This is a genomic window from Mycobacterium sp. D16Q16, assembly GCF_002013745.1.
Classification (GTDB): Bacteria; Actinomycetota; Actinomycetes; order Mycobacteriales; family Mycobacteriaceae; genus Mycobacterium.
The window spans coordinates 329588-347159 of the sequence record NZ_MAEY01000004.1 but is presented as its reverse complement, the minus strand read 5'-3'; the positions used below and the strand labels follow the sequence as shown (position 1 = coordinate 347159).

Annotated in this window: 19 protein-coding genes; 16 read left to right on the top strand and 3 right to left on the bottom strand. The window is 65.0% G+C overall.

What is annotated here, in order from left to right; all coding sequences use genetic code 11:
- Positions 1-7: 7 nt before the first annotated feature.
- The 7 genes from hemB to B4394_RS06245 are packed head-to-tail and all read left to right on the top strand — an operon-like array spanning position 8 to position 5786.
- Positions 8-988, top strand: coding sequence for a porphobilinogen synthase (gene hemB / locus B4394_RS06275; protein ID WP_078314497.1), 981 nt, complete (start codon positions 8-10; stop codon positions 986-988).
- 34 nt (positions 989-1022) lie between these two features.
- Positions 1023-1499 carry a hypothetical protein gene (locus tag B4394_RS06270; RefSeq protein ID WP_078314496.1) on the top strand — a complete coding sequence of 159 codons (477 nt, stop codon included), beginning with the start codon at positions 1023-1025 and terminating at the stop codon, positions 1497-1499.
- 50 nt (positions 1500-1549) lie between these two features.
- Positions 1550-1987, top strand: coding sequence for a hypothetical protein (locus B4394_RS06265; RefSeq protein WP_070952031.1), 438 nt, complete (start codon positions 1550-1552; stop codon positions 1985-1987).
- Positions 1980-2498 (top strand): transport-regulating membrane protein Mce1N, encoded by a 519-nt coding sequence (mce1N, locus tag B4394_RS06260; protein WP_078314495.1) that lies wholly within the window; start codon positions 1980-1982, stop codon positions 2496-2498. Before B4394_RS06265 ends, mce1N begins: the two co-directional genes overlap by 8 nt.
- A gap of 20 nt (positions 2499-2518) precedes the next feature.
- On the top strand, positions 2519-2761 hold the full coding sequence (locus B4394_RS06255; RefSeq protein WP_078314620.1) for a hypothetical protein: 243 nt from the start codon (positions 2519-2521) through the stop codon (positions 2759-2761).
- A 41-nt stretch (positions 2762-2802) separates the two neighbouring features.
- Positions 2803-3561 (top strand): class I SAM-dependent methyltransferase, encoded by a 759-nt coding sequence (locus B4394_RS06250; protein ID WP_078314494.1) that lies wholly within the window; start codon positions 2803-2805, stop codon positions 3559-3561.
- A gap of 47 nt (positions 3562-3608) precedes the next feature.
- Positions 3609-5786, top strand: a complete 2178-nt coding sequence (locus B4394_RS06245; RefSeq protein ID WP_078314493.1) for a heavy metal translocating P-type ATPase — start codon at positions 3609-3611, stop codon at positions 5784-5786.
- 19 nt (positions 5787-5805) lie between these two features.
- Here B4394_RS06245 and B4394_RS06240 read toward each other — a convergent pair whose 3' ends face one another.
- A complete protein-coding gene (locus B4394_RS06240; RefSeq protein ID WP_139359966.1) occupies positions 5806-6585 on the bottom strand; it encodes a sulfite exporter TauE/SafE family protein in 780 nt (259 codons plus the stop codon).
- Positions 6586-6683: 98 nt separating this feature from the next.
- On the opposite strand from B4394_RS06240, the gene B4394_RS06235 reads away from it, so the two are divergent.
- Positions 6684-8768 carry a M13 family metallopeptidase gene (locus B4394_RS06235; RefSeq protein ID WP_078314492.1) on the top strand — a complete coding sequence of 695 codons (2085 nt, stop codon included), beginning with the start codon at positions 6684-6686 and terminating at the stop codon, positions 8766-8768.
- An 8-nt stretch (positions 8769-8776) separates the two neighbouring features.
- On the opposite strand, the gene B4394_RS06230 is transcribed toward B4394_RS06235, so the two are convergent.
- Positions 8777-9370 (bottom strand): TetR/AcrR family transcriptional regulator, encoded by a 594-nt coding sequence (locus tag B4394_RS06230; protein WP_286141946.1) that lies wholly within the window; start codon positions 9368-9370, stop codon positions 8777-8779.
- Positions 9371-9505: 135 nt separating this feature from the next.
- Between B4394_RS06230 and B4394_RS06225 the strand changes: the two genes are divergently transcribed.
- The gene (locus B4394_RS06225) at positions 9506-10753 is read left to right on the top strand and encodes an oxygenase MpaB family protein (RefSeq protein WP_078314491.1); all 1248 of its coding nucleotides are present in this window, start codon (positions 9506-9508) and stop codon (positions 10751-10753) included.
- Here the strand turns inward: B4394_RS06225 and B4394_RS06220 are convergent.
- The gene (locus B4394_RS06220) at positions 10744-11115 is read right to left on the bottom strand and encodes a nitroreductase family deazaflavin-dependent oxidoreductase (protein ID WP_078308262.1); all 372 of its coding nucleotides are present in this window, start codon (positions 11113-11115) and stop codon (positions 10744-10746) included. The genes B4394_RS06225 and B4394_RS06220 overlap by 10 nt on opposite strands.
- Before the next feature lie 21 nt (positions 11116-11136).
- On the opposite strand from B4394_RS06220, the gene B4394_RS06215 reads away from it, so the two are divergent.
- The 7 genes from B4394_RS06215 to ccsB are packed head-to-tail and all read left to right on the top strand — an operon-like array spanning position 11137 to position 17466.
- Entirely contained in the window at positions 11137-11526 is a 390-nt protein-coding gene (locus tag B4394_RS06215; RefSeq protein WP_070952038.1) for a nitroreductase family deazaflavin-dependent oxidoreductase, read from the top strand.
- Positions 11527-11578: 52 nt separating this feature from the next.
- On the top strand, positions 11579-12883 hold the full coding sequence (gene hemL / locus B4394_RS06210) for a glutamate-1-semialdehyde 2,1-aminomutase (protein ID WP_078308539.1): 1305 nt from the start codon (positions 11579-11581) through the stop codon (positions 12881-12883).
- Positions 12884-12891: 8 nt separating this feature from the next.
- On the top strand, positions 12892-13494 hold the full coding sequence (locus tag B4394_RS06205; protein ID WP_078308264.1) for a histidine phosphatase family protein: 603 nt from the start codon (positions 12892-12894) through the stop codon (positions 13492-13494).
- A gap of 3 nt (positions 13495-13497) precedes the next feature.
- Positions 13498-14109, top strand: a complete 612-nt coding sequence (locus tag B4394_RS06200; RefSeq protein WP_078308266.1) for a TlpA disulfide reductase family protein — start codon at positions 13498-13500, stop codon at positions 14107-14109.
- Positions 14106-14897 carry a cytochrome c biogenesis CcdA family protein gene (locus B4394_RS06195; protein ID WP_078308268.1) on the top strand — a complete coding sequence of 264 codons (792 nt, stop codon included), beginning with the start codon at positions 14106-14108 and terminating at the stop codon, positions 14895-14897. Before B4394_RS06200 ends, B4394_RS06195 begins: the two co-directional genes overlap by 4 nt.
- A 2-nt stretch (positions 14898-14899) precedes the next feature.
- On the top strand, positions 14900-16495 hold the full coding sequence (gene resB / locus B4394_RS06190) for a cytochrome c biogenesis protein ResB (protein WP_502688514.1): 1596 nt from the start codon (positions 14900-14902) through the stop codon (positions 16493-16495).
- Positions 16492-17466, top strand: a complete 975-nt coding sequence (gene ccsB / locus B4394_RS06185) for a c-type cytochrome biogenesis protein CcsB (RefSeq protein WP_070952043.1) — start codon at positions 16492-16494, stop codon at positions 17464-17466. Before resB ends, ccsB begins: the two co-directional genes overlap by 4 nt.
- Positions 17467-17572: the final 106 nt, after the last annotated feature.

The window sequence follows — 17572 nt, the reverse complement described above, 5'->3', positions numbered from 1 at the left end:
CATTGCCGTGCCATTTCCATACCAGCGTCCGCGTCGGCTGAGAGCCACCCCGGCGATCCGCCGGCTGGTGGCCGAGACCACGCTGGCGCCACGGCAGTTGGTGTTGCCGATGTTCGTGGCCGATGGTGTGGCCGAATCGCGCCCCATCGCGTCTATGCCGGGTGTGGTGCAACACAGCGTTGAATCCCTGCGTGGGGCCGCCGAGGACGCGGTAAAGGCCGGTGTCGGCGGGCTCATGCTGTTCGGGGTTCCCGAGGAGAAGGACAAGGACGCCTCCGGGAGTGCCGGGCTGGCTCCGGAAGGCATTCTGAACCGTGCGCTGTCGATCCTGTCGGCGGACCTGGGTGACTCCACGGTGCTGATGGCCGACACCTGTCTCGACGAATTCACCGATCACGGCCACTGCGGGGTGCTGGACGCCTCGGGCCGGGTGGATAACGATGCGACGCTGACGCAGTACGTGGACATGGCGGTGGCGCAGGCGAATTCGGGTGCTCGTGTGGTGGGTCCCAGCGGCATGATGGACGGCCAGGTGGCGGCCATTCGCGAGGGCCTGGATGCTGCCGGGCACACCGACGTGATCATCCTGGCGTATGCCGCCAAGTACGCCTCGGCCTTCTATGGGCCCTTCCGCGAGGCGGTGGGATCATCGCTGCGCGGAGATCGGCGCACCTACCAGCAGGACGTGGCGAACGGCCGGGAAGCTTTACGCGAGGCCGAGCTTGACGTCGAGGAGGGCGCCGACATCCTGATGGTGAAACCGGCGATGGCCTACCTCGACGTGCTCCGGCAGGTTGCCGATGTCTCTCCGGTGCCGGTCGCGGCATACCAGGTGTCGGGGGAGTATTCGATGATCTGTGCTGCGGCGCAGAATAATTGGATCGATTTGCAGGCCATGGCGCTGGAGACGCTGACCTCGATCCGGCGTGCGGGGGCCGATATCGTGCTGACATATTGGGCCGCGGACGTCGCGGGCTGGCTGGAGTAGGCGGTTTGTCCCCTTCCACTACCGTGGTCGCGTGATGTATCCCGATCCGCACAATCAGAGTGGATTGACTGGACAACCCTCGGCAGGTCCGGCCAAGCCGCGACCCGACGATATCGACACCGGTTGTTGGCTGTGGCTTGCCGCGCTCCCGCTGATGATCGTGAGCTACATGGCCGCGAACGTCGGTCAATGGCAGCAGGACCCGGAGGTGCGCAAGGCCGCCCCGCTGTGGACGGTGTATGCCTTCAACGGGTTCATCGTCGTCGTGGTGGGGGCCCTCGTCGTCACCGGGATCTTCCTGATGCGCGCGGGATACCGCCTGGCTCGCACCTTCCTGACCGGTGGCGCGGTGGGTTCGGTGGTGTTCACCGCGACGCGGTTGGTCGACCTGGAGGGGGTGCCGGCGATTGTGCAGGCGCTCTCGGGGATCACCGCGTCCGTCTTGATCTGCGGCGGGCTGTTCCTGTTGCATCGCGAGGACTCCACCGCGTACCTGACGAGGCAGCGCTAGTACCCCGATACGCTGCCGGAATGATGCCCGAAATGACGATAGGGGCCCGCATGACACCCGAACAACCGCGCCCGCGCATCGTCGATGTGGCGTTCTGGTTCTGGGTGGTCTCATCGGCCGCCCTGTTCCTCAACGGTCTGGCCGGGGTGACCCAGCGCTTCGACGCGGTGCGGGCCGCCGCGAAGCCCGAGCTGACCGACGCGGAGATAAGAAATCTCGTCACCTACTTCCGGGCCTGGGGCGTGTTATGCATCGTGCTGGCGGCCGGTATCGCATTTCTCGCCGGGCGGACGCGGCAGGGGGACAAGCGCTACCGCCGGGCCTTGATCGCCCTCTCGTTGGTCTCGGTGCTCGGGGCGATCGCGATGGCCAGCTCCGGTTCGGTGGGCCCGCTACTGCTCATCGCCGCGCTGTCGTTGATCGTGGCCAATGTGCTGATCATCAGGCCGACCGCGCAAAACTGGTTTGACGGGGGTGAGCATGGCTGACGTCTCGGATACCGAACCGCGTCTGTTCTATGAGCCCGGTGGCCGGTGGCGGTGGCTCCTGCTTGGTCCGCTCGCCGGGCTGATCATGTTAGGCCTGCAGATTTGGGGCCAGGGGGGCTTCAGTCCCGTCATGCCGTTGATCACGGCAGCCATCGTCGCCTTCTTTATCGCGCTGCAGATCTACGCGGCGCGGGTGCACGCCACCGTAGAGCTGACACCCACCGAGCTCCGCCAGGGCGGCGAGACGCTGGAGATCAGCCAGATCAAGTGGCTGTACCCCGACGCCGACCGTCACATCTGGGAGGAGTCCCGTCCGCTCGGAGAGCTGAACGGGGTGCCCAAGGGACGTAAATCCGTCGGTCTGCGCCTGACCGGGGGGCGTCGCGCGCAGGCGTGGGCCAGGAGGCATGAGGCGCTGCGGACGGCGCTCACCGCGTTGGTGCCCGCGCCGCCGGCAGGCATGGATCTGGGCGACGACCCGGAGATCGATACCGAAAGTGAGCAGTGGTGAAGTTTGGTAAGCGAGTAGCGGTGGATCTGGCCATCGCAGTGGTGGCGATCGCGCTCGCCGGCTGGGCGGCAGTGGCTGCGCGCGTACCCACGGAGGTCGCGCCCATTGCCAAGGGTGAGCCAACGTTGTACTTCACCGCGTTGGATGGCGCATGTGTAGCCCGGGCGCTCGCGCTCACCGCTCTGGCGGGGATATTCCTGGTCATGGCGGTATCGCGCGGTGTTCGTGATCGTCGCGATGCAGGGCGATCAATTCACAGCTAATTATTATGTCAAGATAGCTGACATGAACATACGCTGGGGTGATGACGAACACCGCTGATATCGACGTGATGCCGCGCGCTGGATTCGGTGCCTGCGTGCTTGACCGCGCATTGCAGACGGGCCGACTCGAGTATCTGGACCGCGACGATGTTCCCGCAAAGAAACGGGCCGTCGTCGCGTCCCTTGACCTCATGGGTGAGAAGAAGGGTCTGCACAGGTGGAATGCGGAGCAGGCGGCCGGGTTTCTTGCCGGCATTGACAACCCTCGGGTGCTGGAGCTCGGTGCCGCCCACGGCGGTCTGTCTCGTGAACTGCTGAAGCTACGTCCTGATGCTTCGATCATGGTGACGGACATCGAGCCCACCTCTGTCGCGGGTATCGCGGCGTCCGATCTGGGCTCGGATTCCCGGGTCACGGTCCGGGCCATGGATGCCACGGCCATCGACGCAGGCGACGGATCATTCGATCTGGTGGTGTTCGCACTGTCGTTTCATCATCTGAAGCCGTCGCTTGCTGCCAAGGTCTTCGCCGAGGGCACCCGGGTGGGACGCACGCTCTTGATCATCGACTTGCTGCGCCTGCCGGCACCGCTGCTGGCGCCGTCGTATCTCCTCGCGGCGGCCGCGGGATGGGTGCGCCCGGTCCTGCATGACGGTGCGATCAGCCAGCTGCGCGCCTATGGCCCGAGGGCGTTGCGTAGCCTGGCTGCACATGCGGATCCGTCGATCGTTGTCGAACTCCGCGCCAGAGTTCAGCTGCCGATGCCACTGCAGATCGTGGTGGCGCGGCGCGACTTGTAGTGCAGGTCACCCTATCATTTGGTACCCCCTAGGGGTATGATTTTGGCATGGAGTTCACTGACACGGGCATGGAGACCACTGATCTGCGCCTTCAGGGCATGACGTGCGCCTCATGTGCGTCCCGTGTGGAGAGGGGACTCAACAAGCTCGAGGGCGTGACGGCGCGCGTAAACCTGGCGCTGGAAAGCGCCCGGGTCGAGCACGACGGCTCGATCTCCGACCAGGACTTGGTCAAGGCCGTCGAGTCGGTGGGCTACAAGGCCCAGGTGGTCGGCGGCTCACGGAACGGTGCTCCGCAGAGCGGCCATGAGCACGACGGTGCCGATCCGCACGACCACATGAATCACGACGTGCCCGACAATCAGCTCAAGACGCGGCTGCTTGGCTCGCTGCTCCTGGCCATCCCGGTGGTGGCCATCTCCATGGTGATGCCCTGGCATTTCTCCGGCTGGGAGATTGTGGTCGCGGCACTGACTACACCGATCCTGCTGTGGGGTGGCTACCCGTTCCACCGTGCCGCGTTCGTCAACGCACGCCACGGTGCCTCGACCATGGACACGCTGGTGTCACTGGGCACCATCGCGGCGTACGTGTGGTCGCTGTGGGTGTTGTTCGCGAGCGCCGGGCACACCCACGGGGATGTCCACGTCTACTTCGAGGTCGTTGCGGCGGTCACCGTGTTCTTGCTCGCGGGCAGGTTCGCCGAGTCGCGCGCCAAGCGCTCGGCAGGCTCGGCGCTGCGGGCGCTGCTGTCCCTGGGGGCCAAGGATGTCGCGGTGTTGCGTGGCGGGCACGAGACGCGCATCCCCGTCGGGCAATTGGCGGTGGGCGACGAATTCGTCGTGCGGCCGGGGGAGCGTGTCGCGACAGACGGCGTAGTTGTCGACGGCCACTCGGCATTGGACACCGCCACCATGACGGGTGAGTCCGTACCTGTGGAGGTCGGCGCGGGAGACCTGGTGGTCGGCGGTTACGTCAACACGCACGGGCGGATTGTCGTACGCGCCAACACGGTGGGCGCCGATACCCAGCTGGCCCGGATGGCGCAGCTGGTGTCGGAGGCGCAAACCGGTAAGGCGCAGGTGCAGCGGCTCGCCGATCGGGTGTCGTCGGTGTTCGTGCCCGTCGTACTCGGTATCGCCGCGTTGACGTTCGTCGGCTGGGTGGCGCAGGGCTACCCGCTGTCATCGGCATTCACCGCGGCCGTCGCGGTGCTGATCATCGCGTGCCCATGCGCGCTCGGGTTGGCTACCCCCACAGCGATTCTGGTAGGCACCGGGCGTGGAGCTCAGCTGGGCGTGCTGATCAAGGGCCCGGAGGTGCTGGAGAACGTCAAGAGCATCGACACCGTTGTACTCGACAAGACGGGCACCGTGACCACGGGTGTGATGAGCGTTGTGGCCGTGCGCCGCAACATTGGGTCAGGTGTCCCCGACGCCGATGAGATCCTGCGTATCGCCGCCTCGGTGGAGTCCGCCTCCGAGCATCCGGTGGCCAGGGCCATCGTGGATTCGGCCCGGACGCGTGGGCTGACGCTGTCCCCGGTGACCGGATTCCGTAACGAACCCGGCATCGGTGTCACCGGTGTCGTTGACGGTCAAGAGGTTTCGATCGAGGCCATCGCGGGTCAGAACACCACCGCGGCGATCACCTGGGGTGGCCTGCGCCGGGGTGAGATCGAGGTGGCGGACACGGTAAAGCCGTCGAGCCGGCAGGCCATCGACGAACTGAGGGCCATGGGCATCACCCCGGTGCTGCTGACGGGTGACAACGCAGAGGTGGCCGCACGTGTCGCCGAGGAAGTCGGTATCGCCGCAAGCGATGTCGTCGCGGGAGTCAAACCCACCGAGAAGGCGGATGTCGTCAAGCATCTGCAGGCAGAGGGCAAGAAGGTCGCGATGGTGGGCGACGGGGTCAACGATTCCGCCGCGCTGGCCACGGCCGATATCGGGATGGCCATGGGCACCGGTACCGATGCCGCGATCGAGGCCAGCGATGTGACCCTGGTGCGCGGTGACCTGACCACGGTGCCGACGGCGCTGCGGCTGTCGCGCAAGACACTCGGCACCATCAAGGCCAATCTGTTCTGGGCCTTCGCCTACAACACCGCCGCCATTCCGTTGGCCGCCCTGGGTTTGCTCAACCCGATGATCGCAGGCGCGGCGATGGCGATGTCATCGGTCTTCGTGGTACTGAACAGCCTGCGGCTGCGAACCTTCCGCTAGGTTCCGCTGGCGCCGACACTCAGAAGAGCAGGCGCCACAGGCCGATCAGACCCACCGCCACGATGACCACACGCAAGGCGCCGGGCGACAGCTTGCGCCCCCAGCGTGCACCGGCCAGCCCGCCCACGAACGAGCCCGCCGCGATGATCCCGGCCGCCGTCCAGCTCACCCGGTCGAAGGCGACGATCGTATATGCAAGAGCTGCAACGATATTGGTGATCATGGCCAGTACGTTCTTGGCCGCGTTCATCCGCTGCATGGATTCGGGGAGTAGTGCGCCCATCACCGCGATCTGCATGATCCCTTGGGCCGCAGTGAAATACCCGCCATAAATCCCGACGAGGAAGTTGCCTCCGGTGAGCGCCGCCATCCGGCGCGGAGGGACATGATCGGCATCTAGGCCCTGCGCTTCGGAACGCCGGCGCGCCCAGGCCTGAATCTTGGGGCCGACTACCACGAGAACCAGCGCGAGGATGAGCAGCACCGGCACGATGGTGACGAATGTCTTCTCGGGCAGATGCAGCAGCAGGAACGATCCGATGAGCGCACCGACCAGCACCGCGGGTATCTGCCACTTGAGCCGCGGCCACTGTCCGGATAGTTCGCGGCGATAGCCCCATACGCCCGTCATGCTGCCGACGGTCAGTCCGACGGCATTCGACATCGTCGCCACCACGGGCGGGTAGCCAAAGGCGATGAGGGTGGGGAAGGTGATGAGGGTGCCGGACCCGGCAACCACGTTGATCGCGCCGGCCCCGAACGCCGCAAGCGCGACGAGGATCATCTCCTGCACCGGCACCCGTGCCAGCCTACGACCGTTAGCCAGCCGAACCAATTCCTGCTCTCAGTGAAACCCGCCACAGCGTGAGGCTCGACGTAACGGTTCAGATGGGCAAAATGGTGGGCATGCCTCTGAGTCGATCCGCCGGTATGGCGGCGCTAGTGCTGGCCATGTCCATTTCCGGGTGTACCCGGGACCAGCCCACCGCCCCGGTGGCGTCGAATGTGCCCCTTCCAACGTTCGATAACGCGCAGCTGAGCATGCGTTTCGCCGCGTGCACCGATCTCAATGGGTTTGTGAATGCCAAATGGATTGAGCAGGCCACCATCCCTGCGGACAAGTCCAGCTATGGCAGCTTCGACATGTTGGCCGACCAGTCCCGTGACGTTCAGCACGAGATCGTCGACGGTGCGGTCTCCGGGCTCGGAACCGCCGATCATGAGTCGGTCAACTACCAAGTCGGTCTCCTATACCGTGCCGCCACCGACGACGCGAAGCTCGACGCGGCCGGGTATGACCCCATTCGTCCAACGCTTGCCGCGATCGATCAGATCAACTCGCCCCAGGAGCTCGCGGCCTTTCTGGCTGCCGATGCCGCCACCGGGCAGCATCTGGTGTTCGGTTTCGAGGCCGGCGCCGACTACGCCAACGCCACCGAGCAGATCGGCTACGCCAGGGCCGACGCGCTGGGCATGCCCGCCAAGGACTACTACACCGACCCCAAGTACGCGTCGGTCTTCAACGCGTATCGCACCTACATCGCATCGACATTCGGATTGATCGGAGCGAACCAGGAGGTTGCCAAGGCCCGTACCGAACAGGTGGCCGCGCTCGAATCAGCGCTGGCCGCCTCGACGTTGAGTCCTGTGCAGCAACGTGATCCGGCCAACCAGTACAAGCTCGTGACCGTCGCTCAGGCAGACGCGGTGACACCACATTTCGAATGGGGTGCCTACTTGAAGGCGCACGGGGCCCCGCTCGCCAGGTCGTTTTCCCTTGCCGAGACCGAGTTCTTCACGACATTCGATCGGTTGCTCGCCACCACCGATCTGGACACCTGGAAGTCGTATCTGACCTTCCACGCGGTGCACAGGTCTGCCGACGCGTTGTCGAAAGCCTTCCGCGACAATGCCTTTACATACGATTCGGCGCTTACCGGAACCACGGCGCAGAAGCAGCGCTGGGAGCAGGGCCTTGAGATCGTCAACACGCTGGTGGGCCCGGCGCTGGGACAGTTGTACGTCGACCGCATGTTCAGCGATCGCGCCAAGCGCTCGGCCACCGAGGTGGTGGGCAATGTCAAGGAGGCTCTCCGTAAGCGCATTGAGGCCGTCGACTGGATGAGCCCGCAGACCAAACTCGCCGCAAAGGGCAAGTGGGACAAGCTGATCCTCAAGGTGGGCTTCCCCGACAAGAATCGGGATTTCTCCAAGCTGAAGTTGACCGGCGACAACTTCTACGCGGACAGGGCCGCCGCGTTGAAGTTCAATCACGACTTCGAGATGGGCAAGATCGGGCACCCCACCGATCGGTCGCTGTGGGGGATGACGCCGCAGACGGTCAACGCTCAGTACGACCCCACCGAGAACAGCATCACCATTCCCGCGGCGATCCTGCAGGCGCCGTTCTATGACCCCAAGGGTGATCCGGCGTTCAACTACGGCGGTATCGGTGCGGTGATCGGTCACGAATTCACCCATGCGTTCGACGATGAGGGCAGCCAGTTCGACGGTGAGGGCAACCGGGTCAATTGGTGGACTCCGAACGATCGCGAGGAGTTCGAGAAGCGCGCCAACCGGCTGGTGGAGCAGTTCAATGCCTATACGCCTATTCCGGGCCACCCCGAGCTACATGTCGACGGCAAGCTCACGTTGGGCGAGAACATCGCGGATCTCGGCGGCGTCAACACCGCCTATGACGCGCTGGTCGCGGAGTTGGCCAAGAAGAAAGATGGCGACAAGATCAGCGGCATTGTCGGGTTCAACGACACGCAGCGGTTCTTCCTGAACTACGCGCGGATCTGGAGAGACAAACAGCGCCCCGAGGCCGCGATTACCCAGCTGGCCAGCGATCCGCATTCGCCGCCGGCGTTGCGCATCAACGGCGTGGTGCCCAATGTTGCGCCGTATGCCGCCGAATTTGGTTGTCTGGCAGGCGATCCCATGGTGAACTCGCCGGAAAAGTTTGTGAAGATCTGGTAGGTGTGCCGCTACCCGCGAATCAATCGCTCAAGTTCGTCGCGTAGCTGCGGCCAGTCGAGACTTCCTGGCTCTTGACCATCGGGTGCGAAGGCGTGGTTGAACGCGTATCCACTGAGCAGGTGATGAACCATCACGATCCGCGGTAACAGGTTGGGGGTTTGGGCCAAGTCGTCGTCGATGGCGTGTGCGTAGAGCTCTTGTAGCGATGTATTCAGCGCCTGCGTGCTGGTGGCCAGGTGTGTGCGCAGTTCGGGGTCGTCGGCCGCCGCAACCCACAGCTTCATTCCTGCGATGAAGCTCCGGCCCGTGTAGTCCTGCCACATGAGGTTCAGGAGGTGTCGCAGTCTGCCGTCGGCGCCCGTGGGCATCTGGTCCACGCTGGCGCGTGCGGCCGCCAGCCGATCGGCGCAGAGATAGTCGAGTGCGGCCATCACCATGTCGATCCGGCGCGGAAAGAAATGACTGCGCGCACCCAGGGAGACCCCAGCGCGTTCGGCCACGCCGCGCACGGTGGTGGCGGCGTAGCCGATATCGAGGATGGACTCGATGGTGGCTTCCAGCAGTTTCGCGGTGGTGCTCCGTCGCCGCTCAGCCTGCGACATATGGGTCACGTCACCCGCTTTCATCTGCGACTTCGCCTCCGGCTCTTGCGTGAACGGACTGTCGGGTAGAGCATATGTTCAATAAAACAGATCAATTGATCTGGTTTGTGGGCAATCGGCCCGAAAGGACAGGTCATGTCAGACGTCACCGCATTGGAAACACCCGTCGGAAACCGGCGGCGGATGCCGTCCGAGCCGCTCATGGCGCTCTTGGATGCCGTCGGCGCGCGCCCCACGGAAGCTCAGCTGGCAACGTTCCGCAAGTACACCCTGATGGGTGATCCGTTGGCCGACCATCTGGTGGAGGCCATGTCACGCCTACCGAAGGGATTGGGCCGCAAGCAATTCGAAGATGCCCTGGAACACGGGCTCGTCAGTGTTGAGGATCCACTGCCCGAGCTGGTGGCTTTTATCGAGGACGCGGAAGCCACGCCGTATTGGGTGGACTTCCGCAAGATCCGGCGCGCCCAACGAATGCTGAGGAACACCCCGATCCGGCTGGCCTTCCTCGGTGCGCTGGCGGTGACCTTGCCGGCGAGCTTCCTCAACGAGCGTGGCGGTAACGAACTGCTGACCCGAGCGGGCGGCATCGAGGATGCCTCCGCAGGACGGTTGATAGAAGCGGCGAAGTGGATGTATTCGTCCGGGGAGCCCGGCGGAATGAACCGCTATGGCAACGGATTCAAGGCGACGGTGCGGGTGCGGCTCATCCACGCGTACGCCCGGTCCGGGGCACGCGCGATGGGCGGCTGGGACGAGGACAAGTTCGACTGTCCGGCCGGGCAGGCGCAGACCGCCGCGGGCTGGGTCCCCATCTTCGCCGGTTCGATCAGCCTGGTGGCGTTCGGCGCCATCGGTACCCCGGCCGATCTCAGGGCGATTCTGCATCTCTGGCGCTACCAGAGCCATCTCATGGGACTGGCCCCGGAGTTACAGATGGATACCTTGACCGGGCTCGGCAGACTCGCGTACCTGATCATGCTCACCGATGCGGGCAGTGACCAGCACACGCGCGCGCTCACCCAGGCCACCCTCGACGCCGTCACCGGCGTATACGGATTGCCCACCGGTGGACCCGTCGCCGCCGCCGTGCAATGGGCGGTTCGCCGGTTCCATGCCGAGATCGCCGGCATTGCCTATGGGCCGCAACGGAAGAAGTTCGGTCTGCCCGCGCCCAGCCCGCTGCTGTTGATCACGCCCGTCATCACCGTCTGCAATCTGACCTCACGTGTGGCACGCATGATGAGCCCACGCCTGCGCACCAGGTTCGAAGGCCGCCAGCAGCGGATCCTCGAGGACGCGGTGAAACGGACCAGCCGCACCGTCAGCACGGCCCGCCGCGAGGTATCGCAACGGGCACCGGTACCGGCCGCTCAGGCGTAGGTCAGCAGCACGGCCTGTTCGAACGGCAGACGTCCGAAGGCGCGGCTCTTCACCAGCGCCGCCGCCTCGTCGCGGCTGACCACGCGCGGATTGACGACGTCGTGGGTCTTCCCCCTGCGCACGATCCTCCCGCCACCGGCCGCCTGCAGGTTCTTCAGCCAGTCCCGGTCCGGGCCGTAGGTCAGCAGGATGGCCAGGCCGTCGGGTGTCTTGAATGCGGTGACGGGCGTCCGGAACTCCTTGCCCGACTTGCGGCCCTTGTGTTCGATGATGGCGAAGCTCGGGGCCCAGCCCGCCCACAGCCGCTGGACGGGGTTGGTGACGTACTTGTTGAAGCGCGCGACCGATTGCGGTATCTGCATACCACCATCAAACTGTGATCCATGGCATACCTCAAGCCCCCTTGGTTCGTGCGCAAGGTCTTCAACAGGGTGGCGATGGCCGCCAATATCGGCGAGACCCTCACGATCACCAAGCGGGTCAGCGGCGAGCCCCAGCAGATCCCGGTCGCGACCGTGGACGTCGATGGCGTCAAGTACCTGGTGTCCACCCGTGGCGAGAGTCAATGGGTCAAAAACATCAGGGCTAACCCGCAGGTGACACTCACCGTCAAGGGCGCCACCACGGCATACACGGCCACCGAGGTCCCGGTCGCCGACCGCGCGCCCATCATCGCCGCCTACAAGCCCAAGGCCGGGAAGGTCGTGGACGGCTACTTCGCCCAGCTGCCCGACGATGCCGATCACCCCACTTTTGCGTTGAGACCTGCCTGATCCACTACACCCTGTAGTGGACGATTTGGCACCAGCTGAGACACTGGATGCCGTGCCTGACGAGACAGCCAACTCCGCACGTTTGTTCGCCGACGCCTCGGCCGTCATCCCAGGTGGAGTGAACTCGCCGGTGCGCGCCTTCGCGGCGGTCGGCGGTGTCCCGCGGTTCATCAAATCCGGCGCCGGATGCTGGCTCACCGATGTCGACGACAACCGGTACGTGGACCTGGTCTGCTCCTGGGGTCCGCTGATCCTCGGCCACGCACACCCCGCCGTGGTGGAGGCCGTGCAACGGGCCGCCAAGGATGGGCTGTCCTTCGGCGCGCCCGTCGAGGGGGAGATCGAGCTCGCGCGCGAGCTCATCGATCGCGTGCAGCCAGTGGAAAAGGTGCGCCTGGTCAACTCCGGAACCGAAGCCACCATGAGTGCGGTGCGCCTGGCGCGCGGGTTCACCGGGCGGCCCAAGATCGTCAAGTTCGCCGGTTGCTACCACGGGCATGTGGACGCCCTGCTGGCCGATGCCGGTTCCGGCGTGGCCACCCTGGGCCTGCCTTCCTCGCCCGGTGTCACCGGCGCCTCCGCGGCCGACACCATCGTGTTGCCGTACAACGACATCGGTGCCGTGGCCCGCACCTTCGCCGAACAGGGCGATCAGATCGCCGCTGTCATCACCGAGGCCGCCGCCGGCAACATGGGCACCGTCGCGCCCGCACCGGATTTCAACACCGGGCTGCGGCGCATCACGGAAAACCATGGCGCGCTACTCATCATGGACGAGGTCATGACGGGTTTTCGGGTCAGCCGCTCGGGCTGGTTCGGCATCGAGCAGGTGGCCGGAGATCTGGTCACGTTCGGCAAGGTGATGAGCGGTGGCATGCCCGCCGCCGCGTTCGGTGGTCGCGCCGACGTCATGGAGCGCCTCGCGCCGTTGGGGCCGGTGTATCAGGCAGGCACGTTGTCCGGCAATCCGATCGCTGTTGCCGCAGGGCTGGCCTCTTTGCGTGCGGCAGATGCGAAAGCCTATGAGACGCTTGATCGTAACGCCGATGCGCTCATCGCACTGATCACCGCGGCTCTGGATGCCGAGGGGGTGGCGCACCAGATCGGCCGGGCTGGCAACATGTTCAGCCTCTTCTTCGGTGCTGAGCCGGTGCACGATTTCGAGAGCGCCAAGGCGACCGACACCTGGCGTTATCCCGCGTTTTTCCACGCGCTGCTGAGCCGCGACGTGTACGCGCCGCCGAGCGCGTTCGAGACCTGGTTTGTTTCCACCGCCCTCGATGACGAGGCGTTCGACCGTATTGCCGACGCTTTGCCCGCCGCTGCCCGCGCCGCGGCCTCTGTCGAGGAGAGGTAAGGAATTTCATGACCCGCACCATCGTTCATTTGATGCGCCATGGCGAAGTACACAATCCCGAGGGCATTCTGTACGGCCGACTGCCAAATTTCCGGTTGTCGGACAAGGGGCAGGCACAGGCGGTCAAGGTGGCAGAGTCTCTGCGGGGCAATGAGATTGCCGCGGTAGTGGCCTCACCGCTGTTGCGCGCCCAGCAGACTGCTACGCCCATCGCCGAGGCTCATGGCCTCACCATTATCTCTGACGATGACCTGATCGAGGCCGACAACTCTTTCGAGGGCATGAAGGTGTCGGTGGGTGACGGGGCCTTGCGCGACCCCCGGAACTGGTGGAAGCTGCGCGACCCGTTCACCCCGTCCTGGGGAGAGTCGTACCGCGACATCGCATCCCGGATGACGTCGGCGATCGACCGGGCGCGCGGTCGTGCCGAGGGCTCCGAGGTCGTGTGCGTGAGTCATCAGCTGCCGGTGTGGACGGCGCGCCAGTACCTGCTGGGCAAGCGACTGTGGCACGACCCACGCAAACGCCAGTGCAACGTCGCCTCACTCACCTCGCTGGTATTCGACGGGGACGAGTTCGTCGACGTCGTGTACTCGGAACCGGCAGGGTAGCTAGTGCGACGTGTGGTCGCGGCGATGGCCGCGCTGGCTCTGCTCATCACCGGGTGCTCTACCGGTGATGACGCGGTGGCGCGCGGCGGGCAGTTCCAGTTCGTCTCACCCGGCGGCAAGACCGACATCTTCTACGATCCGCCCGAGTCCCGTCAGACCCCCGGTCTGATCGAGGGGCCCAACCTGCTGGACCCCACAAAAACACTGTCGCTCAACGATTTCACCGAGAAGGTCGTCGTCATCAACGTATGGGGGCAATGGTGCGGGCCCTGCCGCTCCGAGTTCTCGGCACTGGAAGACGTTTACAAGGCCACCCACGCTCAAGGCGTCGAATTTCTCGGCATCAACGTCCGGGACAACGAGATCACCAAGGCGCAGGACTTTGTGGCCGACCGCAAGGTGCCGTACCCATCCATCTATGACCCGTCGATGCGCACGCTCATCGCGTTCGGCAGGAAGTTCCCGACGGGGGCCATTCCCGCGACCCTGGTGCTGGACCGGCAGCATCGGGTGGCGGCGGTATTCCTGCGCGAGTTGTTGACCCAGGATCTGCAACCAGTGGTTGAGCGCGTCGCCCAAGAATCGGCGAAAGAGCCGGCGGGAGTAAAGAAGTGACCCTCGCCGATGCCGGCTCCGCGTTCCAGGACGCCGCGACCAGCGGGCCGCTGCTGCTGGCCCTGGGTGCCTGTGCGCTGGCCGGGCTGGTGTCGTTCGCCTCGCCGTGTGTGATCCCACTCGTGCCCGGCTATCTGTCCTACCTCGCCGCCGTGGTGGGGGCCGATGGCCGCGATGATGACGGCGCCGGTGCCCGCGCGGCGCGGTTACGGGTCACCGGATCGGCCTTGCTGTTCGTCGCCGGGTTCACCGCGGTGTTCCTGTTGGGCACCGTGGCTGTGATGGGCATGACGACCACACTGATCACCAATCAGGTGCTGCTGCAACGCATCGGCGGAGTGATCACCATCGCGATGGGGCTGGTGTTCATCGGGCTGGTGCCGGCCCTGCAGCGCGATTTCCGGTTTACGCCGCGCCGCGTTTCGACGGTGGCCGGAGCGCCGCTGCTCGGCGCGGTGTTCGCGCTCGGGTGGACGCCTTGTCTGGGGCCTACCCTCACCGGTGTGGTCGCGGTGGCATCGGCCACCGAGGGGGCCGACGTGGCTCGCGGGATCACGCTGGTGATCGCCTACTGCCTTGGGCTGGGAATCCCGTTCCTGCTGCTGGCCTTCGGTTCGGCGCGCGCGGTGCGGGGTATGGACTGGTTGCGACGGCACGGCCGGACCATCCAGGTCATCGGTGGTATCGCGCTATTGGCGGTGGGGGTCGCGCTGGTTACCGGCGTGTGGGCCGATTTTGTTGCCTGGGTTCGCGATTCATTCGTTTCGGACGCGAGGTTACCCATCTAGTGATGATCGCCAAGCGTCTCCTTGCTTACTCGCGCAACACCTGGCGCGGCCTGACGTCCATGGGCACCGCACTGGCGCTGCTGGTGCTGCTCGCGCTCGGCGCGATACCGGGCGCGATGCTGCCGCAGCGCGCGCTCAACCAGGCCAAGGTCGACGAGTACTTGGCCGAACATTCCACCATCGGTCCCTGGCTGGACCGGGTGCAGGCCTTCGACGTGTTCTCCAGCTTCTGGTTCACGGCGATCTACGTTCTGCTCTTCGTCTCGCTAGTGGGATGCATCATTCCCCGGACCGTCGAGCATGCCAGGGCCCTTCGTGCGCAGCCGGTTCCGGTGCCCCGGAATCTGGCACGACTGCCCAAACACCAGGAAAAGGTGGTGCGGGGCGATCAGGCCGATATCGCGTCGACCATCGAGGGGCAGCTGAAGGGCTGGCGCAGAACCACCCGCGAAAAGGACGAGATCACTGAGATTTCCGCGGAGAAGGGCTATCTGCGAGAGTTCGGGAACCTGGTCTTCCACCTTTCCCTCGTTGGTCTGTTGGTCGCGTTCGCGGCGGGCAAGCTCTTCGGGTACGAGGGCAATGTGATCGTCATCGCCAACAATGGCCCGGGATTCTGCTCGTCGTCGCCCGCGGCCTTCGACTCGTTCCGGGCCGGCAACACCGTCGATGGCACCAACCTGGACCCGATCTGCGTCAAGGTCCAGGATTTCAAGGCCACCTATCTTGCCTCGGGACAGGCGCATTCGTTCGAATCGAACATTGAGTACCAGGCGGGCGACGACCTCCAGAACAACATCTGGAGACCGGAGCGGCTGGCCATGAACCATCCGCTGCGTGTCAACGGCAACCGCGTGTATCTGCTCGGCTATGGATATGCCCCCACCTTCACGGTGACCTTCCCGGACGGGCGTCAGCGCAGCGAGACCATTCAGTGGCGACCGGACGACCCGACCACCCTGCTGTCTTCAGGGGCCGTGCGTATCGATCCTCCGGCCGGCAGTTATCCGGATCCCAATGTGCGTCGCAAGAATCAGATCGCCATCCAGGGTCTGTTCGCGCCCACCGAACAACTGCACGGCACCCTGCTCTCGTCGAGCTTCCCGGAGATGCGCAAGCCCGCGGTCGCCATCAACATCTACCGCGGAGACACCGGGCTGGACTCGGGTCGTGCCCAGTCGATCTTCGAGCTCGACCCCCGCATGATCGAGCAGAAGCGGCTCAATCAGGTGGCGCGCGCCAACCTGCTGCCCGGACAGTCGGTCAAGCTCAATGACGGCACCATCGTCAGGTTCGACAGCGCCGTCAACTTCGTCAATCTGCAGGTGTCACGCGACCCCGCCCAACTGTGGGTGCTCGTCTTCGCGCTGACCATGATGGCGGGCCTGGTGGTATCGCTCATCATCAAGCGCCGTCGAGTCTGGGCGCGGCTGACCCCGGGCGCGGCCGCAGGTACCGTAAACGTCGAGCTGGGAGGGCTGGCACGCACCGACAGCTCCGGCTGGGGCGATGAGTTCGAGCGGCTATGCGACCGATGCCTTGAGAATCTGCCCGTCGTAAGGGCCGGGAACGGCCACAAAGATGAGGATGCCGAATGAATTCGACCAATATCGATGTGAATCTGGCCAGGTTCTCCGACTACGCCTTCACCTCGGCGATTGTGGTGATGGTCGGTGCGCTGGTGCTCTTGGCCATCGAGCTGGCCTACCGGCAGAGCAACAAGACCGCCCAGCGAGAGCTCGTCAGCTCCGGTGGTGAGGTGGTGTCCGCCGGCGAGAATCAGCCGGGGCTGGTGGTGCCGCAGGGTAAGCGCCCCCTCGGCGAGCGGGTCGGTGGCGCCGGGTTGGCGCTTGTGTACCTGGGCATCGGACTGCTGTTGGCGTGCATCGTGCTGCGCGGTGTGGCCACCACCCGGGTGCCCTGGGGCAACATGTACGAGTTCATCAATCTGACGTGTGCCTGTGGTCTGGTCACTGCGGCCGTGGTGCTGCGCCCGCGCGCCAACAGCGCGGAGGGACGCCGGGCGCTCTGGGTCTTCGTGCTCATTCCCGTGTTGATCCTGCTGACGGTCTCCGGCCGGTACCTCTACACCTATGCGGCCCCGGTGATGCCGGCCCTGCAGTCCTACTGGTTGCCCATCCACGTGTCGGTGGTGAGTCTCGGATCAGGCGTGTTCCTGGTGGCCGGAGTGGCCAGCATCCTGTTCCTGGTCAAGATGTACTTCCCGGACAACACCGTGGTGCAGCGCCTGCCCGATGCCCAGTCATTGGACCGGTTGGCGTACCGGACCACCATTTTCGGTTTCCCCATCTTCGGGTTCGGCGTGATCTTCGGTGCCATCTGGGCCGAGGAGGCATGGGGGCGGTTCTGGGCTTGGGATCCTAAGGAGACCGTTTCCTTTGTTGCCTGGGTTATCTATGCCGCCTACCTGCACGCACGATCCACTGCCGGGTGGCGGGACAAGAAGGCGGCGTGGATCAATGTGGCGGGATTCGTGGCCATGGTGTTCAACCTGTTCTTCGTCAATCTGGTGACGGTCGGTCTTCACTCGTACGCTGGGGTGAGCTAGGCGGGAGGTCTGGGGGAACTGTTCCGCCAGATCGGTTCATCACACCTGCGATAGGGTGCGATGCTGAGTCCTTCTGAACAGTCGTTCCGGGCTCTCCGTGTCCGAA

What these genes read in the sequence shown, in the direction of transcription:
- B4394_RS06270 (WP_078314496.1), top strand. Translation starts at nt 1,023, where the DNA reads ATGTATCCCGATCCGCACAATCAGAGTGGATTGACTGGACAACCCTCG.
- B4394_RS06265 (WP_070952031.1), top strand. Translation starts at nt 1,550, where the DNA reads ATGACACCCGAACAACCGCGCCCGCGCATCGTCGATGTGGCGTTCTGG.
- mce1N (WP_078314495.1), top strand. Translation starts at nt 1,980, where the DNA reads ATGGCTGACGTCTCGGATACCGAACCGCGTCTGTTCTATGAGCCCGGT.
- B4394_RS06250 (WP_078314494.1), top strand. Translation starts at nt 2,803, where the DNA reads ATGACGAACACCGCTGATATCGACGTGATGCCGCGCGCTGGATTCGGT.
- B4394_RS06245 (WP_078314493.1), top strand. Translation starts at nt 3,609, where the DNA reads ATGGAGTTCACTGACACGGGCATGGAGACCACTGATCTGCGCCTTCAG.
- B4394_RS06235 (WP_078314492.1), top strand. Translation starts at nt 6,684, where the DNA reads ATGGTGGGCATGCCTCTGAGTCGATCCGCCGGTATGGCGGCGCTAGTG.
- B4394_RS06230 (WP_286141946.1), bottom strand. Translation starts at nt 9,370, where the DNA reads ATGTCGCAGGCTGAGCGGCGACGGAGCACCACCGCGAAACTGCTGGAA.
- B4394_RS06225 (WP_078314491.1), top strand. Translation starts at nt 9,506, where the DNA reads ATGTCAGACGTCACCGCATTGGAAACACCCGTCGGAAACCGGCGGCGG.
- B4394_RS06220 (WP_078308262.1), bottom strand. Translation starts at nt 11,115, where the DNA reads ATGCAGATACCGCAATCGGTCGCGCGCTTCAACAAGTACGTCACCAAC.
- B4394_RS06215 (WP_070952038.1), top strand. Translation starts at nt 11,137, where the DNA reads ATGGCATACCTCAAGCCCCCTTGGTTCGTGCGCAAGGTCTTCAACAGG.
- B4394_RS06205 (WP_078308264.1), top strand. Translation starts at nt 12,892, where the DNA reads ATGACCCGCACCATCGTTCATTTGATGCGCCATGGCGAAGTACACAAT.
- resB (WP_502688514.1), top strand. Translation starts at nt 14,900, where the DNA reads ATGATCGCCAAGCGTCTCCTTGCTTACTCGCGCAACACCTGGCGCGGC.
- ccsB (WP_070952043.1), top strand. Translation starts at nt 16,492, where the DNA reads ATGAATTCGACCAATATCGATGTGAATCTGGCCAGGTTCTCCGACTAC.